Annotated in this window: 14 protein-coding genes; 3 read left to right on the top strand and 11 right to left on the bottom strand. The window is 68.2% G+C overall.

Features of this window, described 5'->3' with window-relative positions; genetic code table 11:
* Positions 1-200 precede the first annotated feature (200 nt).
* From ACJ4V0_RS04680 to ACJ4V0_RS04655, 6 genes are all read right to left on the bottom strand, one after another.
* Positions 201-932, bottom strand: a complete 732-nt coding sequence (locus ACJ4V0_RS04680) for an ABC transporter ATP-binding protein (protein WP_448298394.1) — start codon at positions 930-932, stop codon at positions 201-203.
* A complete protein-coding gene (locus ACJ4V0_RS04675) occupies positions 932-1,726 on the bottom strand; it encodes an ABC transporter ATP-binding protein (protein WP_448298393.1) in 795 nt (264 codons plus the stop codon). Before ACJ4V0_RS04675 ends, ACJ4V0_RS04680 begins: the two co-directional genes overlap by 1 nt.
* Positions 1,723-3,636: an ABC transporter permease gene (locus ACJ4V0_RS04670; protein ID WP_448298392.1), complete on the bottom strand. Its 1,914-nt coding sequence runs from the start codon at positions 3,634-3,636 to the stop codon at positions 1,723-1,725. The genes ACJ4V0_RS04675 and ACJ4V0_RS04670 overlap by 4 nt, the downstream gene beginning before the upstream one ends.
* 122 nt (positions 3,637-3,758) lie before the next feature.
* Positions 3,759-4,985, bottom strand: coding sequence for an ABC transporter substrate-binding protein (locus ACJ4V0_RS04665; RefSeq protein WP_448298391.1), 1,227 nt, complete (start codon positions 4,983-4,985; stop codon positions 3,759-3,761).
* A gap of 214 nt (positions 4,986-5,199) precedes the next feature.
* A complete protein-coding gene (locus ACJ4V0_RS04660) occupies positions 5,200-6,216 on the bottom strand; it encodes an asparaginase (protein ID WP_448298390.1) in 1,017 nt (338 codons plus the stop codon).
* Between the two features lie 57 nt (positions 6,217-6,273).
* Positions 6,274-6,531 carry a DUF6356 family protein gene (locus ACJ4V0_RS04655; RefSeq protein ID WP_448298389.1) on the bottom strand — a complete coding sequence of 86 codons (258 nt, stop codon included), beginning with the start codon at positions 6,529-6,531 and terminating at the stop codon, positions 6,274-6,276.
* A 135-nt stretch (positions 6,532-6,666) separates the two neighbouring features.
* On the opposite strand from ACJ4V0_RS04655, the gene ACJ4V0_RS04650 reads away from it, so the two are divergent.
* On the top strand, positions 6,667-7,143 hold the full coding sequence (locus ACJ4V0_RS04650) for an Lrp/AsnC family transcriptional regulator (protein WP_448298388.1): 477 nt from the start codon (positions 6,667-6,669) through the stop codon (positions 7,141-7,143).
* 10 nt (positions 7,144-7,153) lie between these two features.
* Here the strand turns inward: ACJ4V0_RS04650 and ACJ4V0_RS04645 are convergent, their stop codons facing one another.
* On the bottom strand, positions 7,154-8,065 hold the full coding sequence (locus ACJ4V0_RS04645) for an MBL fold metallo-hydrolase (protein WP_448298387.1): 912 nt from the start codon (positions 8,063-8,065) through the stop codon (positions 7,154-7,156).
* A 132-nt stretch (positions 8,066-8,197) separates the two neighbouring features.
* Here ACJ4V0_RS04645 and ACJ4V0_RS04640 point away from each other — a divergent pair, with 132 nt between their 5' ends.
* Positions 8,198-8,788: a biotin transporter BioY gene (locus ACJ4V0_RS04640; RefSeq protein WP_448298386.1), complete on the top strand. Its 591-nt coding sequence runs from the start codon at positions 8,198-8,200 to the stop codon at positions 8,786-8,788.
* Here the strand turns inward: ACJ4V0_RS04640 and ACJ4V0_RS04635 are convergent.
* The 4 genes from ACJ4V0_RS04635 to ACJ4V0_RS04620 form a co-directional block, all read right to left on the bottom strand.
* Positions 8,778-10,199, bottom strand: coding sequence for a protein adenylyltransferase SelO family protein (locus ACJ4V0_RS04635; protein ID WP_448298385.1), 1,422 nt, complete (start codon positions 10,197-10,199; stop codon positions 8,778-8,780). The genes ACJ4V0_RS04640 and ACJ4V0_RS04635 overlap by 11 nt on opposite strands.
* Entirely contained in the window at positions 10,196-11,203 is a 1,008-nt protein-coding gene (locus ACJ4V0_RS04630) for an LLM class flavin-dependent oxidoreductase (RefSeq protein ID WP_448298384.1), read from the bottom strand. Before ACJ4V0_RS04630 ends, ACJ4V0_RS04635 begins: the two co-directional genes overlap by 4 nt.
* An 83-nt stretch (positions 11,204-11,286) precedes the next feature.
* Entirely contained in the window at positions 11,287-11,967 is a 681-nt protein-coding gene (locus ACJ4V0_RS04625) for a GntR family transcriptional regulator (protein ID WP_448298383.1), read from the bottom strand.
* A gap of 249 nt (positions 11,968-12,216) precedes the next feature.
* The gene (locus tag ACJ4V0_RS04620) at positions 12,217-13,422 is read right to left on the bottom strand and encodes a pyridoxal-phosphate-dependent aminotransferase family protein (protein WP_448298382.1); all 1,206 of its coding nucleotides are present in this window, start codon (positions 13,420-13,422) and stop codon (positions 12,217-12,219) included.
* A 231-nt stretch (positions 13,423-13,653) separates the two neighbouring features.
* On the opposite strand from ACJ4V0_RS04620, the gene ACJ4V0_RS04615 reads away from it, so the two are divergent.
* Positions 13,654-16,593, top strand: a complete 2,940-nt coding sequence (locus tag ACJ4V0_RS04615; protein ID WP_448298381.1) for an FAD-binding and (Fe-S)-binding domain-containing protein — start codon at positions 13,654-13,656, stop codon at positions 16,591-16,593.
* Positions 16,594-16,647 lie beyond the last annotated feature (54 nt).

Genomic DNA, 16,647 nt, shown 5'->3' with positions numbered 1-16,647 from the left:
TCCTTTTCATTCGCCTACGAACGGTGGGGTCGGAACCACGCCGTCCGGCTGTGCTCACCCTCCCCTGGAGGGGGAGGGTCGGCGCCCTCAGGGCGCCGGGGTGGGGTGAGGACGGCTGGATCACCCCACCCCGACCTCGCTTCGCTCGTCCGACCCTCTCCCTCCAGGGGAGGGTGAGGGCGCTGAGCCGACCAGCGCGTTCACACGCTGAGATAGGCTTCCCTGATCTCGTCGTTGCCCTCGAGATCCTCGGTCGTTCCCTCGTAGCGGATGGCGCCCTTCTCGATGACATAGGCCCGGTCCGACACGGCGGAGGCGAAGTAGAGGTTCTGTTCGGACAGCAGCACGGCGATGCCCTGCGCCTTCATGGCGAGCACGGCATCGGCCATCTGCTCGACGATGACGGGGGCAAGGCCCTCGGACGGTTCGTCCAGCAGCACCGCATGGGGATTGCCCATCAGCGTGCGGGCGATCGTCAGCATCTGCTGCTCGCCGCCCGACATGGCGGAGGCGCGACGGCCCTTCATCTCGGCCAGATTCGGGAAGATGGCGAAGAGCCGGTCGAGCGACCAGGGCTCCTTGCCCGGTGCGCCGGCCGCCGATTTCCGGCCGACCTCGAGGTTTTCATAGACAGTGAGATCGGTGAAGATGCGGCGGTCCTCCGGCACGTAGCCGAGGCCGAGGCGCGCGATGCGGTAGGGTTGCCAGCCGGTCACGTCCTGGCCCTCGAAGGTCACCGTGCCGCCGTTCGGCGGGACGATCCCCATGATCGCCTTCAGCGTGGTCGACTTGCCGGCGCCGTTGCGGCCCATCAGGGCGACGACCTCGCCGGCCCTGAGCTGCATGTCGACGCCGAACAGCACCTGCGCGTGGCCATAGGCCGCCGACAGCCCGCGCGTCTCGAAGATGACGGTGGAGGGAGCCAAGGTCATCACTGCGCTCCCGCCGCCTGCCGGCGCGCCTTGAGGGCGGCCTGCGAGCCGGCCTCGCCGAGATAGACCTGCTTGACGCGCTGGTTGCCGCGCACTTCGTCCGGCGTCCCGGCGGCGATGATCTCGCCGCGCACGAGCACGAGAATGCGGTCGGCATGGCCGAAGACCGAATCCATGTCGTGCTCGGTGAAGAGGACGCCGATGCGCCGCTCGCGGGCGATGTCGGCAGTGAGCTGCATCAACGCCGTGCGCTCCTTCGGCGCCATGCCGGCGGTCGGCTCGTCCATCAGCAGAAGTTTCGGCTCCGAGGCGAGGGCGATGGCGAGTTCCACCCGCTTCACGTCGCCATAGGCAAGTTCGTTCACCGGCCGGTCCGCCATCTCGCCCATGCCGACGCGGTCGAGGAAGGCGATCGCTGCGTCGCGATGGAGGGTTGTCGCCGCCGCCGCCACCGACCGCGTCTGACCGTGGTGCGAGATCAGCGCCATCTGGACGTTCTCCACCACGCTCATGGAGACGAAGGTCTGGGCGATCTGGAAGGTGCGGCCGACGCCGAGGCGCCAGATCTCGCGCGGCGGCTTGCCCGTGATGTCCTGTCCGGCCAGCACGATGGAGCCGGCGTCGGGCCTCAACTGGCCGCCGACCATGTTGAAGGTCGTCGACTTGCCGGCGCCGTTCGGGCCGATGATGGCCAGCATCTCGCCGGCCTCCAGCGTGAAGGTCACGTCCTTTCCGGCCGTGACGCCGCCGAAGCGCTTCTCGAGGCCGGTGACGGCGAGGAGGGGCGTGGTCATGCCGCCTCCTTGGCCACGGCGGCTGCCGTCGTGGCGTTGCCGGCCGGGCGGCGGGCAATCTTCTCGCGCAGCGTGTCGATGGCCCCCACTACGCCGCGCGGGAAGATCAGCACGATGGCGATGATCGAGGCGCCGAGGAAGAACCGCCAGAAGTCGGTCAGCGGCATGAAGAAGTCCTTGACCGAATGGAACACCGCCGTGCCGACGAGCGGGCCCATGACGGTCTGGATGCCGCCGGTGAGGATCATCATCAGGAAGTCGATGGACATGGCGATGGAGATCATCGTCGGGTCGATCGAGCCCTTGGAGAAGGAGTAGAGGCCGCCGGCGAGGCCCGCCGCGGCGCCCGCCACGATGAAGGCGAGCCAGCGATGCGTCCGCACGTCGATGCCGATGGCATCCGCCCGGTTGGCGCTGTCGCGCGCGGCGCGCAGCGTATAGCCGAAGGGCGTGTAGATGAGGTGCCGGAGCGCCGCGATCGTAATGAGCGAGAGCACCGCGACCACGTAGAAATAGACCTCGCGGCTCGCCGCCCAACGCGACGGCCAGACGCCGACGACGCCGTTGTCGCCGCCGGTCACCTCCACCCACTGGAAGCAGATGGCATAAGTGATCTGGGCGAAGGCGAGCGTCAGCATGGCGAGGTAGATGCCGGACAGGCGGACGATGAAATAGCCGAAGAGCGCGGCGGCGAGGCCGCCCGCGAGCGGGGCTGCGACCAGCGCCAGTTCCATCGGCGCCTTCAGTGGGCCGGTGACGAGGAGGCCCGCCGCATAGGCGCCGACGCCGAAATAGGCGGCATGGCCGAAGGAGACGATGCCGCCATTGCCGATCAGGAGGTTGAGCGAGAAGGCGGCGAGCGCGAAGACCATGATCTCGATGCCGACCTTCACCTTGTAGGTGTCGCCGAGGATCGGGATCAGAAGCAGCGCCAGGGTCAGCACGATCCAGACGACCGTCTCGGTACGGCCGAAGGCCTTGAGGTTCAGGATGCCCTCGGGCAGCACCGCGCGGCCCGCGGCGACGTCCGGCTTGCCCATCAGACCCCAGGGCTTGATCACCAGCACCACGGCCATGAGCAGGAAGACGAGCACCAGCGTGATCTTCGGGAAGATGAGGATGCCAAAGGCCTCCAGCATCTTGATGATCAGCGCGGCGATGAAGGCGCCCGGCACCGAGCCCATGCCGCCGATGACCGTGACGACGAAGGCCTCGGTGATGATGGAGAGGTCCATGCCGGTATTGGCCGGCAGGCGCGGGATCTGCAGCGCCCCGCCGAGGCCGGCGAGGAAGGCGCCGAGGAACAGCGTGCCGGTGAACAGCATGGCCTGGTTGACGCCGAGCGCGCCGACCATCTCGCGGTCCTGCGTCGCGGCGCGGATGAGCACGCCGAAGCGCGTCTTGTGCATGATGAGGAGGAGGGCGCCGAGCACCGCCGGGCCGACGAAGATGAGGAACAGCTCATAGGCCGGGAAGCGCTGGCCGAAGATCTCGATGCCGTGGCGCATGCCGGGCGCGCGTGGGCCGGTGATGTCCACCGGGCCCCAGACCTTCAGCACCACGTCCTGGACGATCAGTACGACGCCGAATGTCGCGAGAAGCTGGAACAGCTCCGGCACCTTGTAGATGCGGCGCAGGAGGACGAATTCCATGATGACGCCGAGGATGCCGACCACCGCGGCCGACAGCAGGACGCCGAGGAAGAACAGCGCCGGCGAACGGTCGAACTCCAGCAGCCACGGCACGATGGTGACCGCCATGTAGGCGCCCAGCATGTAGAACGAGCCGTGGGCGAAGTTCACGATGCGCGTCACGCCGAAGACGATGGTCAGGCCCGACGCGATGACGAACAGCGCCGAGGCGCTGGCCAATCCCGACAGGGCCTGGATGACGAAGAAGGAGAGATCCATCGGAGGGCGGCTCTCGGCGCAAACGATCAGAACAGGGTCGCGGCAGGGCCACGATCCGGCGGGGGAACGAAGCCCGGGCCGCGGCCCGGGCGTCTCATGCGAATGCGGTCAGCGCCGCGATGTCAGATCTTGCGCGCGGCGCGCACCTCGGCCTCGGGGAACATCACGTCCTTGCCGTCCACGTAGCGGAAGTTCTTCATGGTCGGCAGCTTGCCCTTCAGCGTCGTCTCGCCGACCCAGGCGCCGAGCGTCGACTGCTGGTCGATCCCGCGCATGGTGACCGGACCGCAGATGGTCTGCGTCGTCAGGTCCTTGAAGGCCGCGATCATCGCCGCCGTCTCCGTCGATTTCGCCTTGTTGAACATGTCGCGGATCATGAACGGGACGACATAGCCGAGCACCGAGCCGAGGCGCGGCGTGTCGTTGAACTTCGCCTTGTAGGCGGTGACGAAGGCCTGGTGGCCGTGCGTGTCGACCTGCTCCGGCGGGTAGCCGGTGACGATCCAGCCGTCCGGGGTCTCGTCGCCGAGCGGCAGCAGATATTCCGGCTCGCCGGTGAGCAGGCTGACGACCGTGCGGCGCTCGAACAGGCCGCGCGTGTTGCCCTCGCGCACGAAGGCGGTGAGGTCGGCGCCGAACAGGACGTTGAAGATGCCGTCCGGGCGGCTCTGGCCGAGCGCCCCGACAGTCGCGCCGGCATCGACGCGGCCGAGCGCCGGGAACTGCTCGGCGACCACCTCGAAGCCGGGAACGGCGGCGCCCATCAGGCGCTTGAAGGCGGCGACGGCCGACTGGCCGTACTCGTAGTTCGGGGCGACCACGGCCCAGCGCTTGATGCCCTTGTCCTTGGCGGCGTCGACCAGCATCTTGGTCTGCATGTAGGTGCCGGGGCGGACGCGGAAGGTGTAGGGGTTGCCGCTTGCCATGGTGAGCGCATCGGTCAGCGGCTCGGTGGCGAGATAGAGCACCTTCTTCTGGTTGGCGAAGTCGGCCAGCGCCAGGCCGACATTCGACAGGAAGGCGCCGGCGATGAAGGAGACGTTCTCGCGGGTGACCAGTTCCTCGGCGACGCGCACGGCGTCTCCCGGAGTGGCGCCGTCATCGCGATAGACGATCTCGAGCGGGCGCCCGGCGAGGCCGGAGAGACCGCCGGCGGCGTTGATCTGCTCGACCGCAAGCTGCATCCCGTTGCGATAGGGCACCGCAAAGGCCGCCATGCGGCTGTAGGAGTTCAGTTCGCCCACCTTGACCGGGGCGCCCTGCGCGGCGCCGGGGCCGCCGGTCAGCGCGACGCCGGTGGCGGCGAGGCCCCCGACGACGGTACGGCGCGACAGATTCAGCTTCGTCATGAAACATTCTCCCCTCAGATGCGGGCGGCGGGGACCGCCCGTTCCACCTCTGACCGAGACTTCCGTATTGTTCTTCTCCGGAAGATCATTCGTAAGCGAACGATACCGCGTCTCCTGCGGCTGGCAAGAGCCTTTTTTGGAATTCATGCGAACTGCGGCAACGCTCTGCGCAGCGAGGCAGCGCGCCCGGGGAATGTATCGCGTTCAGAATGGGTTACGCGAAGGTCGGCCGCAGCGAGCCGACCGTGATCCCGTTCCAGTTCTTCATCACGGGGTTCACGAAGCGCCCGAATTTGGCAGCCTCTGCCTCGTCCATGGGCAACAGTTTCGCGATCAGCGCGGCGATCATCACCTCGCTCGCGCGCGAGGCGCCGTCGAGGCATTTCAGCGCGATGCCGAAGCCCTGCCCGGGGAGCGCCGCGCAGAAGACGCCCTCGGCGCCGGTCTTCACGAAGACCCGTCGTCCGAACAGCGTCATCACGTCGGTGCAGAAGCGGCCGGACCCCGCCACCATGAAGGGCTCGGCGGCGCAGGCTGCCCGCAGCCGCGCAAAGGCCTTCGCCCGCTCCGGCCCGACGCCCTCACCGGTGGCGAGCTTCGCAAAGCCGTGGGCAAGGTTCTTCAACGGGACAGCGAAGGTCGGGATGGAGCAGCCGTCGGTGCCGACCGCCGTGTCGGCGTCAAGCCGGTGCCCGGTCACCTCGCCGACCGCCTCGGCAACGAAGCGCTGCACCTTGTGGTCGATGCCGACATAGCCACGCGGGTCGATGCCTTCAGAGCAGGCGAAGCAGACGAAGCCGGAGTGTTTCCCTGAGCAGTTGTTGTGGAGCGCCGTCGGCTTGCCGCCCGAACGGGCGAGGGCGTGGGTTGCGGCGGTCCCCGAGGGCCAGTGCGCGCCGCATTCGAGGGCGGCTTCGGTCAGGCCGGCCTTCGCCAGCATCCCGGCGGCCGTCTCGACGTGGCGGGCTTCCCCGCCATGGGAGGAGCAGGCCAGCGCCAGTTCGGCATCGCCGAAGCCGTAGCGGTCGGCCGCGCCGCTCTCGACCAGCGGCAGGGCCTGCAGCGCCTTGATGGCGGAGCGCGGGTAGATCGCCCTGTCGATGTCGCCGATGGCATGGACGATGCGTCCGTCGGAGTCGCAGACGACGACGGCGCCGCGGTGGACGCATTCCACCATGTCCCCGCGCAGGACCTCGACGAGGACGGGATCGGACGTGGCAGAAACGGACATGGCGGCCTCCAGCGATGGCGAGGCTTTAGAGCACGAGCGCCCGCGCCACGGAAAGCCTCATTCGGCCGGCTGCACCGATGTCTCGACCTTGCCCTGCGGCGCGTCCATGCGGGCGTTCATGTTGGCCACCATCTTCTTGACGATGGTCGAGGCGGTCTTCTCGAACAGGAACGGGAAGAAGGCATGGACCAGGGCGCAGAAGGCGCAGAAGGCGAAGGTGCCGGCATAGCGCAGCGCGACGCCCATGTGCTGGAAGTAGCTCTCGTTGACCGACTGGGGGTGGGTCATGAAGAGCGTCTTGGCGCGGTCGAGCATCGGGGGGCTCCACTGGATCAGGAATCAACCAATGGGAGAGGATAGTCGAGTTCAAGCGGGAGCATGTCCCAATGCGTCGGCTGATTGCCGATCGCATGTGGACATCATCCCATCAGATATGATTTGATTGGGACAATGTCACAGCCTCTGTCTCTCGACTCCATCGACAAGTCCCTGCTGCGCCACGTCCAGCAGGATGCAAGCCTGTCGATCGAGCAACTGGCCGAGCGGGTGAATCTGTCGCGTAACGCCTGCTGGCGGCGCCTCAGGCGGCTGGAGGACGAGGGCGTCATCCGCGCCCGTGTCGCCCTGGCCGATCCGGTCAAGCTGAACCTCGAACTGACCGTCTTCATCGCCGTGCGAACCAGCCGTCACGACGCCGACTGGGCGACCCGCTTCCATCAGGCCGTGCAGGACATTCCCGAACTCCTCGGCGTGTACCGGACGGCGGGGGAGATCGACTACATCCTCCACGCCCGCGTGCCGAACGTCGCGGCTTATGACCGCCTCTACAAGAAGCTCACCGCCCGCATCGAGATGCAGGACGTCTCGGCGAGCTTCGTCATGGAGGAGATCAAGGAAGTGACGGCGCTGCCGCTCGACTTCGTGTGAGGGGCAAGCCTCAAGCCGGCCTGAAGGCCCCGGTCAGCGAGGGCGCGCCGTCGCTGGTGGCGAGGCCCTTGCCCACGAGATCCTCGAGATGGGCGAAGACCGACAGCCCGGCGGCGCTCTTCAGCCGCGGATCGATCCCCTCGTAGATCGCCGCGACGATCTCGGGGATCTGGCGGTCCCCCGAGGCGAGGCGCTTCATGATCGCCGCCTCGCGCAGCCGGCGATGATGCGACAGCGCCCGCATGAACTTCGCCGGCTCGCGCACGGCACCGCCATGTCCCGGCCAGAACAGCTTCTCCTCGCGCGCCCTGAGCTTGTCGAGGGAGGCCATGTAGTCGCCCATGGCGCCGTCCGGCGGCGCGACGATGGAGGTCGACCAGGCCATGACGTGATCGCCGGAGAACAGCGTCTCCTCCTCGCGCAGCGCAAAAGCCATGTGGTTGGCGGTATGGCCGGGCGTGAAGACGGATTCGATCGTCCAGCCGGTGCCGGAGACGACGTCACCGTCCTTCAGCACGATGTCGGGAGCGAAGTCCTTGTCGCCGGAGGCGTCGAGCGCATTGGTTTCGCCGAGATTGAGCGGGCGCGCGGCCCGGTGCGGCCCTTCCGCATAGACTGGCGCGCCGGTAGCGGCCTTGATCGCAGGGGTCGCCGGGGAGTGGTCCCGGTGGGTGTGGGTGACGAGGATGGCCTCCACCGTCTCGCCCTTCACCGCCTCCAGTACCGCGGCGATGTGGCGCGGATCGTCCGGGCCGGGATCAATGATGGCGACGCGGCCCTTTCCGACCACATAGGTCACGGTGCCCTTGAAGGTGAAAGGGCCGGGATTGTCGCAGAGGATTCGGCGGACCAGCGGCGAGAGCTGTTCCACCTCGCCGGCGACCGCCGCGTCTTCGCGATTGAAGGGGATGTCCTCGGCCATTCTGCCTCTGTCGAATCGCGGGTGGTGGCCTGCTTGCGGCAGGCGCCGCCGGTCGGCTAGTGAGCCCAAGCGACCACGCCGGCCGGCAAATGACAAGCTGCCGCAACGGCATAGCCCCCGAAGGATTCCGACATGCGCAACGCGACCATCGCCGCGACCCTCTGGCCGTCGACCACGACCCATCTTGCTGCGGGAACCCTCATCCGCCCGGTTCTGCTGATCGCTGCCGGCGTCTGCCTGATCACGCTGGGCGCCAAGGCGAGCGTGCCGTTCTGGCCGGTGCCGCTGACCCTGCAGACCCTGGCCATCTCGGTGGTCGCGGCCGCCTACGGTTTCCGGCTCGGCGTCGCGACGGTTGCCGCCTATCTCCTCGCCGGCCTTCTCGGCGCACCGGTCTTCGCCGGGATGAACGTCGGCGTCGCGCCCTTCATGGGGCCGACCGGCGGCTTCCTCGCCGGCTTCGTCGTCATGGCCGCCATCATCGGCGCGGCCGCCGATCGGGGTTGGGACAAGGCATGGCCGAAGATCCTCGCCGCCATGGCCCTCGCCAACGTCGTCGTCTTCGTGCCCGGCCTTTTCTGGCTCGGCACCTTCACCGGCTTTGGCGCGCAGCTGCTGGCGGCCGGTCTCTGGCCCTTTGCGCTGGGCACCGTGGTGAAGACGGCGCTCGCTGCGGCGCTGATGCCGGCCGCCTGGGCCATCGTCCGCCGCCTCAGGGCCTGACGGGCCTGATCGCGAATGCCCGGCGCGCCTGTTCGATGTGGGCGAGTTTCGCCGCGAACTGACTCCAGTCATCACGCTCGGCGATGGGCGCCCACAGCGCCTCGACCTCCTCGATCAGCAAGGTCGCCGGGCCGTCGCCGTCGAAATAGGCGGCGGCCTCCGTCGGTTGCGGCAGGGGTGCGTGGGCGCCGAGCGCGGCCTCCAGCCGGTCGAACTCGGCCCCCCGGTAGAGTGAGGCCTGTGGCCCGACCTTGGCGAAGGCGCGCCGCGCCAGGCCGCCGTGCCAGTCGAACACGGTGCGCTCGAACAGCGCGCCGGATTTCAGCAGGAACTGGAAGAAGGCGGCGGCGAGCTCGTCATCCGCCTCGGCTCCCGCCTCCGCGACGCCGAGCCGCGCGCAGAGCGCCCGCCTGAGGCCGGCGTGGAAGGCGCCGGCATAGGACCTGAGCGCATCCTCGAGGTCGGCGACAGGCGCGACCAGCGTCAGGCATTCGGCGAAGCGTTCGAGGTTCCACGCCACCGCCCCGGGTTGGCGGCCGAAGGCATAGAGCCCGGTCTGGTCGAAATAGGCGGCCGTGAAGCCGGGGTCGTAGCGCTGAAGGAAGCGCCACGGGCCATAGTCGAAGCTCTCGCCGGTCACCACCATGTTGTCGGTGTTGAGCACGCCATGGACGAAGCCGGCGGCCATCCATTCGCCGACCATCGCGCCTGAGGCTTCAGCCACTGCCGCCAGCAGGGCAGGGGCCTCCCGCGTAACGTCGCCATCGCGCGCCGCCTGCGGGTGATAGTGGCGGACGGAGTGGGCGACCAGCGCCGCAATCCCCGCCTGATCGTTGTACGCCAGACAGCGCTGGAAGGTGCCGAAGCGCACATGGCTGTGGGACAGGCGCACCAGCACGGACGAGCGCGTCGGGGACGGCTCGTCGCTCCGCACCAGTGCCTCGCCCGTCTCGATGAGCGAGAAGCTCTTCGAGGTATAGACGCCGAACGCCTCCAGCAGGGCGGTCGCCAGCACCTCGCGCACGCCTCCCTTCAGCGTCAGCCGACCGTCGCCGAAGCGCGAATAGGGTGTCTGTCCCGAGCCCTTGGTGGCGAGGTCAAGGAGGCGGCCCTCGTCATCGACAAGCTGGGCGAAGAGGAAGCCGCGGCCGTCGCCGATCTCCGGGTTGTAGGAACGGAACTGATGGCCGTGATAACGCAGGGCGAGGGGTTGCGGCAGATTGTCTGGCAGGGGCTCGAAGCGGCCGAAATGGGCGATCCAGTCCGCGTCCGTGAGATGGCCGAGCCCCACTGCCTCCGCCCAGCGCTGGTTGCGGTGGCGCAGGACGTGCTGCGGGAAGCGGGCCGGGGCGACGACGTCGGAAAAGGCCGGACCGAGCGCCGTGTGGGCGGTCGAGGGGCGGTAGGTCACGCCGCCGCGGCCTTGCCCTGCAGGTCCTTCGCCACATCCGCGAGCATCTCATAGGAGCGCACACGTTTGCCATGGTCGAAAATGGCCGAGGCGACGATGACCTCGTCCACCTGCGTGTTGGCGATAAACTGCTCAAGGCCGCGCTTCACCGTCTCGGGCGACCCGACGAAGGAGAACTGCAGCATGCGCGAGGCCTGCGCCTTCTCCATCGGGCTCCAGAAGGTCTCAATGTCGTCGATGGGCGGCGGCAGCAGGCCGCGCACGCCCCGGAAGATGCCGGCGGCGCGCTGCTGGGCGGAGGTGAAGAGATGGCGGGCCTCGGCGTCGGTGGGGGCGAGGAAGACGTTGCAGCCGGCGACGGCATAGCTTTTCGACAGCTGCTTCGAGGGCTCGAACTTCTGCCGATAGACCGCCAGCGCCTGCATCAGCGCGTCGGGGGCGAAATGCGAGGCGAAGGCATAGGGCAGGCCGAGCATGGCCGCGAGCTGCGATCCGAATGTCGAGGAGCCGAGGATCCACAGCGGCACCTCGGTGCCGGCGCCCGGCACGGCCTGGATCGCCTGTCCCTCCTGGACCGGCGCGAGGAAGGCCTGAAGCTCCAGCACGTCCTGCGGGAAATTGTCGGATTCCATCGGATCCACGCGCAGCGCCCGCATGGTGCGCTGGTCTGTGCCCGGCGCGCGGCCGAGGCCGAGGTCGATGCGGCCGGGAAACAGGCTCTCCAGCGTGCCGAACTGCTCGGCGATCACCATCGGCGCGTGGTTCGGCAGCATGATGCCGCCGGCGCCGACGCGGATGCGGTTGGTCGCCGCCGCCACCTGCCCGATGACCACGGCCGTCGCCGCGCTGGCGATGCCGGTCATGTTGTGGTGCTCGGCCAGCCAGTAGCGCGTGTAGCCGAGCCGGTCGGCATGGCGGGCGAGGTCGATGGTGTTGCGGAGGGCGTCGCCCGGCGTGGAACCCTCCGGCACCGGGGCGAGGTCGAGAATGGAGAACAGCGTCATGGGGTCATCCGGGTTCAAGGTCCGGTGGTCAGGACCCTCAAGATAGGCGCGCCGCGCCGGATGGGGAGAGGGCCGACGGCGGGTCAGCCCTGCTCCGGGGCGCCGAGCTGGCGCAGTGCTTCATGGACCACGTCCGCCTTGTGACGGAGGTGCTCGCGCATCAGGGTTGACAGCGCCGCGCCGTCGCGGGCCCTGAGCGCCGCCATCATTCGCTCATGATCCGCGATGGCCTCGGCCCAGCGCTCCGGCGACTTGCGGGCGACGAAGCGGACGGCGTGGATCCGGATCATCAGGTTCTGGTAGAGGGCGGCAAGCGTCGCGTTGCCGGCGATACGGAAGACCTCCTCGTGGATCTGCCGGTTCAGCCGCGAATAGGGCACCCATTCGCCGCGCCGCCAGTGGCCGACCATCTCGGCATGCAGGGTCTCGAGGCGGGCAAGGTCATCAGGCGTCAGCCGCGCGCAGGCGAGTTCCCCGGCCAGCGCCTCCAGCATGCCCATAATGGGGAAGAGCTCCTCCACCGCCTCCGGCGCGATCCGGGCGACGCGCGCGCCCCGGTTCGGGGTGAGGTCGACGAGCCCCTCCGCGGCGAGCACCTTCAGCGCCTCGCGCAGGGGCGTGCGCGAGACGCCGAACAGGTCGCAGAGGTCGGGCTCTGAGATCTTGTCGCCGGCCTTCAGCGTGCCCTCGACGATCATGTCGCGCAGCCGCCCGGTGAGTTCGGTGGCAAGCGAGCGGCGGGCGATGAGAGGGTGTTCGTTCATCGAAGGGTCCTCTTCACGGGCTGCATCAGGCAAGTGCGTCCTTCGAGGCTCACCCTTTCAGGGTTCGCACCTCAGGATGAGCAGGACGGAGGCCTGCATCAGACGTTCAGGAGGCGCGGCCTTGCTCGCTCCATGATCCGATCTGCCATACTCATCCCTCCTCATCCTGAGGTGTGAGCCCCCGGCGATGCGCAAGCATCGTCCGGCGGCGAGCCTCGAAGGACGCATTTCGGCAGTGCAAGCCAGGTCTCACGCCGCTTTCGCACCACCCTCGCGTTTGGTGTCGGCGAGATAGGCCATGGCGGCGGTGACGCCGCCCGATTTGTGCGGCACCCCGGCGAGCCCCAGCCCCATCTCGACGCCGCCCAGCGTGCCGACCAGAGTCAGGTCGTTGATGTCGCCGAGGTGGCCGATGCGGAAGACCTTCTTCGCGACCTTCGACAGGCCGGTGCCGAGCGACATGTCGAAGGCGTCGAGAATGATCGACCGCAGCCGGTCGGCATCATGGCTCTCGGGCATGACGACGGCGGTCAGCACCGGCGAGAAATGCTTCGGGTTGGTGCAGAGGTTCTCGAGCCCCCAGGCGGCCACCGCGCGGCGCGTTGCCTCGCCATGGCGCATGTGCCGGGCGAAGACGGAATCGAGACCCTCCTCGTGCAGCATCTGGATCGCCTCGTCGAGGCCGTAGAGCAGGTTGGTGGCGGGGGTGTAGGGGAAATAGCCGGACTTGCCGGCCGCGATCATCTCCTCCCAGCCCCAGAAGCTCTTCGGCAGGCGGGACGTCTTCGACGCGGCGAGCGCCTTCTCCGACACCGCGTTGAACGACAGGCCGGGCGGGAGCATCAGGCCCTTCTGCGAACCGGCGACCGTGACGTCCACGCCCCATTCGTCGTGGCGGTAGTCCACCGAGGCGAGCGAGGAGATGGTGTCGACCATCAGCAGGGCCGGATGGCCGGCGGCGTCGATGGCCTTGCGCACCTCGTCGATGCGCGAGGTGGCTCCCGTCGAGGTCTCGTTGTGGACGACGCAGACCGCCTTGAAGCTGTGCGCCTTGTCCTCCCTCAGAGCCGCCTCGATCGCGTCCACGTCAGCGCCAGAACGCCAGTCGGAGGGGATGAAGGTTGCCTCCACCCCGAGCTTGCCCGCCATGGTCTTCCACAGCGTGGCGAAATGGCCGGTCTCGACCATCAGGACCTTGTCCCCCGGCGACAGGCTGTTGGCGAGGGCAGCTTCCCAGGCGCCGGTGCCCGAGGCCGGATAGATGACCACATGGCCCTTGGTCTTGAAGATCGAGCGCATGCCGTCGAGCACGCGCAGGCCGAGCTTGCCGAAGTCCGGGCCGCGATGGTCGATGGTCTGCATGCCGATGGCGCGCAGGATACGCTCCGGCACCGGCGAGGGGCCGGGGATCTGCAGGAAATGGCGGCCGGCGACGCGCGGTGCATTGGGGGCCATCGGGGGTCTCCTCGGAACAGGGCGGCGCCGGTTCTCGCGCTCGGCCTCTTGCCAGAATGAATAATGAATGCAAAATTCAAGTCAAGAGGAGCGCAGGCTCCTCAGAGCGTGACGGCTGCAGATCGCGCGTGCGTCCTTCGAGGCTCGCCACCGGGCGATGCGTCTGCATCGTCCGGTGGCGAGCCTCGACGGACGCACTTGGCTGATGTAGGGCTTGATTCGATGAACGAAATGAGCAACACGCCCGACACGCCGCTGCAGCGCCGCCTCGCCTCCGAAGTGAAGGGCGACGTGCTCTTCGACGCCTTCTCGCGCGGGCGCTACGCGACCGACGCCTCGATCTATCAGCTCATGCCGGTCGGCGCGGTCGTGCCGGACACCATGGACGACGCGATCCGTGCGGTCGCGCTGGCGCGGGAGGAAAAGGTCACGGTCCTGGCGCGCGGCGGCGGCACCTCGCAGTGCGGGCAGACCGTCAACGCATCGCTCGTCGTCGACTGCTCGAAGCGCCTGACCCGCATCCTCGATCTTGACGTCGCCGGACGGCGCGTCCGCGTCGAGCCCGGAATCGTCCTCGACGACCTCAACCGGCAGCTCAAGAAGCACGGTCTCTGGTATCCGGTCGATGTCTCCACGGCCTCGCGCGCCACCATCGGCGGCATGACCGCCAACAATTCCTGCGGCGGCCGCTCGCTGCGCTACGGCACCATGCGCGACAACGTCATTCAGGTGGAGGCGGCGCTGGCCGACGGCACCCGGCGCTGGTTCGGCGAGGTGTCGCGCGACGACGCCCTGCGCAACGATGCCGATCTTCTCACCCGCGACCTCCTGACCCTCGGAGAGCGCGAGGCGGGCGAGGTCGAGGCGCGCTTCCCGAAGGTCCAGCGCCGCGTCGGCGGCTACAATCTCGATGCGCTCGTGCCGGGCGGCGCCACCAACAACATGGCGCACATTCTCGTCGGCTCCGAGGGCACGCTTGCCTTCACCACGGCCGTCGACCTGAAGCTTTGGCCACTGATCGGCCCCAAGGTCTTCGGCATCTGCCACTTCGGCTCCTTCCACGAGGCGATGGACGCCGCCCAGCATCTCGTGACGCTGAAGCCGATCGCGGTGGAACTGGTCGACCGCACCATGATCGGGCTTGCCCGCGACATCGCCATGTTCCGCCCGACCATCGAGCGCGTCGTGCGCGGCGACCCCGATGCGCTGCTGGTGGTCGAGTTCGCCGAGGAGACGGAAGCGGAGAACCTGCAGAAGCTGAAGGACCTTGAGGCCCTGATGGGCGATCTCGGCTTCTCGTGGCAGGGATCGGGCGCTCGCTTTGGCGGCGTGGTCCCCGTCATCGAGCCGGCCTGGCAGGCGGCCGTCACCGAGATGCGCTCCTCCGGTCTCAACATCATGATGTCGATGAAGGAGGCCGGGAAGCCCGTCTCCTTCGTCGAGGATTGCGCCGTGCCGCTGCAGGATCTCGCCGCCTATACGGCGGGCTTGACCGAGATCTTCCGCGCCCACGGCACAGAGGGCACGTGGTACGCCCATGCCTCCGTCGGTTGCCTGCACGTGCGGCCCGTCCTCAACATGAAGCTGGACGTCGACGCGAAGCGCATGCGCTCCATGGCCGAACAGGCCTTCGAACTGGTGCGCACGTACAAGGGCTCGCATTCCGGCGAGCACGGCGACGGCATCGTCCGTTCCGAATTCCACGAACAGATGTTCGGCACGCGCCTCGTGCGCGCCTTCGAGGAGGTGAAGGACCGCTTCGATCCGGAGGGCCTGTTCAATCCGGGAAAGATCGTGCGCGCACCGAAAATGGATGACAGGACGCTCTTCCGCTATCCGCCGGGCTACGAGGGGATCGACTTCCGGCCGTCCCTCGACTGGTCCGACTATCCCGGGGCGGGCGCGGGTTTCCTCGGCGCCATCGAGATGTGCAACAACAACGGCACCTGCCGGAAGCTCGATGGCGGCGCCATGTGCCCGAGCTACCGGGTCACCCGCGACGAGCAGCACGTGACGCGCGGGCGCGCCAATACGCTCCGCCTCGCTATGACCGGACAGCTCGGCCCGGATGCCCTCCTGTCGAAGGAGATGGAGGAGAGCCTTTCCCTCTGCGTCTCCTGCAAGGCCTGCAAGCGCGAATGCCCGACCGGCGTCGACATGGCGCGCATGAAGATCGAGGTGAAGGCGGCGCGCTATCAGGCGAAGGGGGCGAGCCTGCACGACCGGCTGGTGGCGCACCTGCCGCGCTATGCCAGCATCGCGGCGAAGATGCCGTGGCTGTTCAACCTGCGCGACCGGGTGCCGGGTCTTGCCACGCTGTCGGAGAAGCTGGCGCAGTTCTCGGCCCGCCGCTCGCTGCCGCAATGGCGCTCCGACGTCTTCGCGCCAAAGGCGGTCGCCGAGGGTCCCGAGACGGGCCGCGAGGTGGTGCTCTTCGCCGACACTTTCAACCGCGCCTTCGAGCGGGAGAACCTCGATGCGGCGGTGACCGTGCTGACAACAGCCGGCTATCGCGTTCATCATGCGCAGCCCGTGGGCGGCGGGCGTCCGCTCTGCTGCGGCCGCACCTATCTCGCCACCGGCATGATCGACAACGCCCGGACGGAGGCCGAGAGGCTGATTGCAGCGCTGGCGCCCTTTGCCGCGCGAAACATCCCCGTGATCGGCCTTGAGCCCTCCTGCCTGTTCTCGCTTCGCGACGAGATCCCGGCGCTGCTGAAGTCGGACGAGGCTGCGTCCGTGTCGAGGGTCGCCGTGCTCTTCGAGGAGTTCATCGCCGCCGAGGCGAAGGCCGGCCGGCTGGCGCTGCCGCTCGGCGAGATGAAGGCCAAGGCAGTTCTGCACGGCCACTGCCACCAGAAGGCCTTTGGCGCCATGGGCGCGGTGGAAGGCGCGCTCAGGCTCATCCCCGGCCTCGAGGTGCAGACGGTGGAGAGCTCCTGCTGCGGCATGGCGGGGGCTTTCGGCTACCACGCCGAGACCATCGACACCTCGCTCGCCATGGCGGAACTGTCGCTGCTGCCGGCCATCCGCAAGGCGCCGGAGGATGCCATCATCGTCGCCGACGGCACGTCCTGCCGCCATCAGATCGCCGATGGAGCCGGACGCGAGGCCGTGCATGTGGCCCGTATTCTGGCAAGGAGCGTGGAAGCGGCGCGGCCGGCCGATTGAGAAACGAAAAGGCCCGCCGTGGCGGGCCTTCCCTGTCGCTTCTTCGAGGCGCCG

The sequence above is a fragment of the Phreatobacter aquiterrae genome (assembly GCF_053471285.1).
This window is presented reverse-complemented; position numbering and strand designations above follow the sequence as displayed.

What these genes read in the sequence shown, in the direction of transcription:
- ACJ4V0_RS04620 (WP_448298382.1), bottom strand. Translation starts at nt 13,422, where the DNA reads ATGGCCCCCAATGCACCGCGCGTCGCCGGCCGCCATTTCCTGCAGATC.
- ACJ4V0_RS04630 (WP_448298384.1), bottom strand. Translation starts at nt 11,203, where the DNA reads ATGACGCTGTTCTCCATTCTCGACCTCGCCCCGGTGCCGGAGGGTTCC.
- ACJ4V0_RS04675 (WP_448298393.1), bottom strand. Translation starts at nt 1,726, where the DNA reads ATGACCACGCCCCTCCTCGCCGTCACCGGCCTCGAGAAGCGCTTCGGC.
- ACJ4V0_RS04625 (WP_448298383.1), bottom strand. Translation starts at nt 11,967, where the DNA reads ATGAACGAACACCCTCTCATCGCCCGCCGCTCGCTTGCCACCGAACTC.
- ACJ4V0_RS04665 (WP_448298391.1), bottom strand. Translation starts at nt 4,985, where the DNA reads ATGACGAAGCTGAATCTGTCGCGCCGTACCGTCGTCGGGGGCCTCGCC.
- ACJ4V0_RS04645 (WP_448298387.1), bottom strand. Translation starts at nt 8,065, where the DNA reads ATGGCCGAGGACATCCCCTTCAATCGCGAAGACGCGGCGGTCGCCGGC.
- ACJ4V0_RS04655 (WP_448298389.1), bottom strand. Translation starts at nt 6,531, where the DNA reads ATGCTCGACCGCGCCAAGACGCTCTTCATGACCCACCCCCAGTCGGTC.
- ACJ4V0_RS04680 (WP_448298394.1), bottom strand. Translation starts at nt 932, where the DNA reads ATGACCTTGGCTCCCTCCACCGTCATCTTCGAGACGCGCGGGCTGTCG.
- ACJ4V0_RS04670 (WP_448298392.1), bottom strand. Translation starts at nt 3,636, where the DNA reads ATGGATCTCTCCTTCTTCGTCATCCAGGCCCTGTCGGGATTGGCCAGC.
- ACJ4V0_RS04660 (WP_448298390.1), bottom strand. Translation starts at nt 6,216, where the DNA reads ATGTCCGTTTCTGCCACGTCCGATCCCGTCCTCGTCGAGGTCCTGCGC.
- ACJ4V0_RS04640 (WP_448298386.1), top strand. Translation starts at nt 8,198, where the DNA reads ATGCGCAACGCGACCATCGCCGCGACCCTCTGGCCGTCGACCACGACC.
- ACJ4V0_RS04650 (WP_448298388.1), top strand. Translation starts at nt 6,667, where the DNA reads ATGTCACAGCCTCTGTCTCTCGACTCCATCGACAAGTCCCTGCTGCGC.
- ACJ4V0_RS04615 (WP_448298381.1), top strand. Translation starts at nt 13,654, where the DNA reads ATGAGCAACACGCCCGACACGCCGCTGCAGCGCCGCCTCGCCTCCGAA.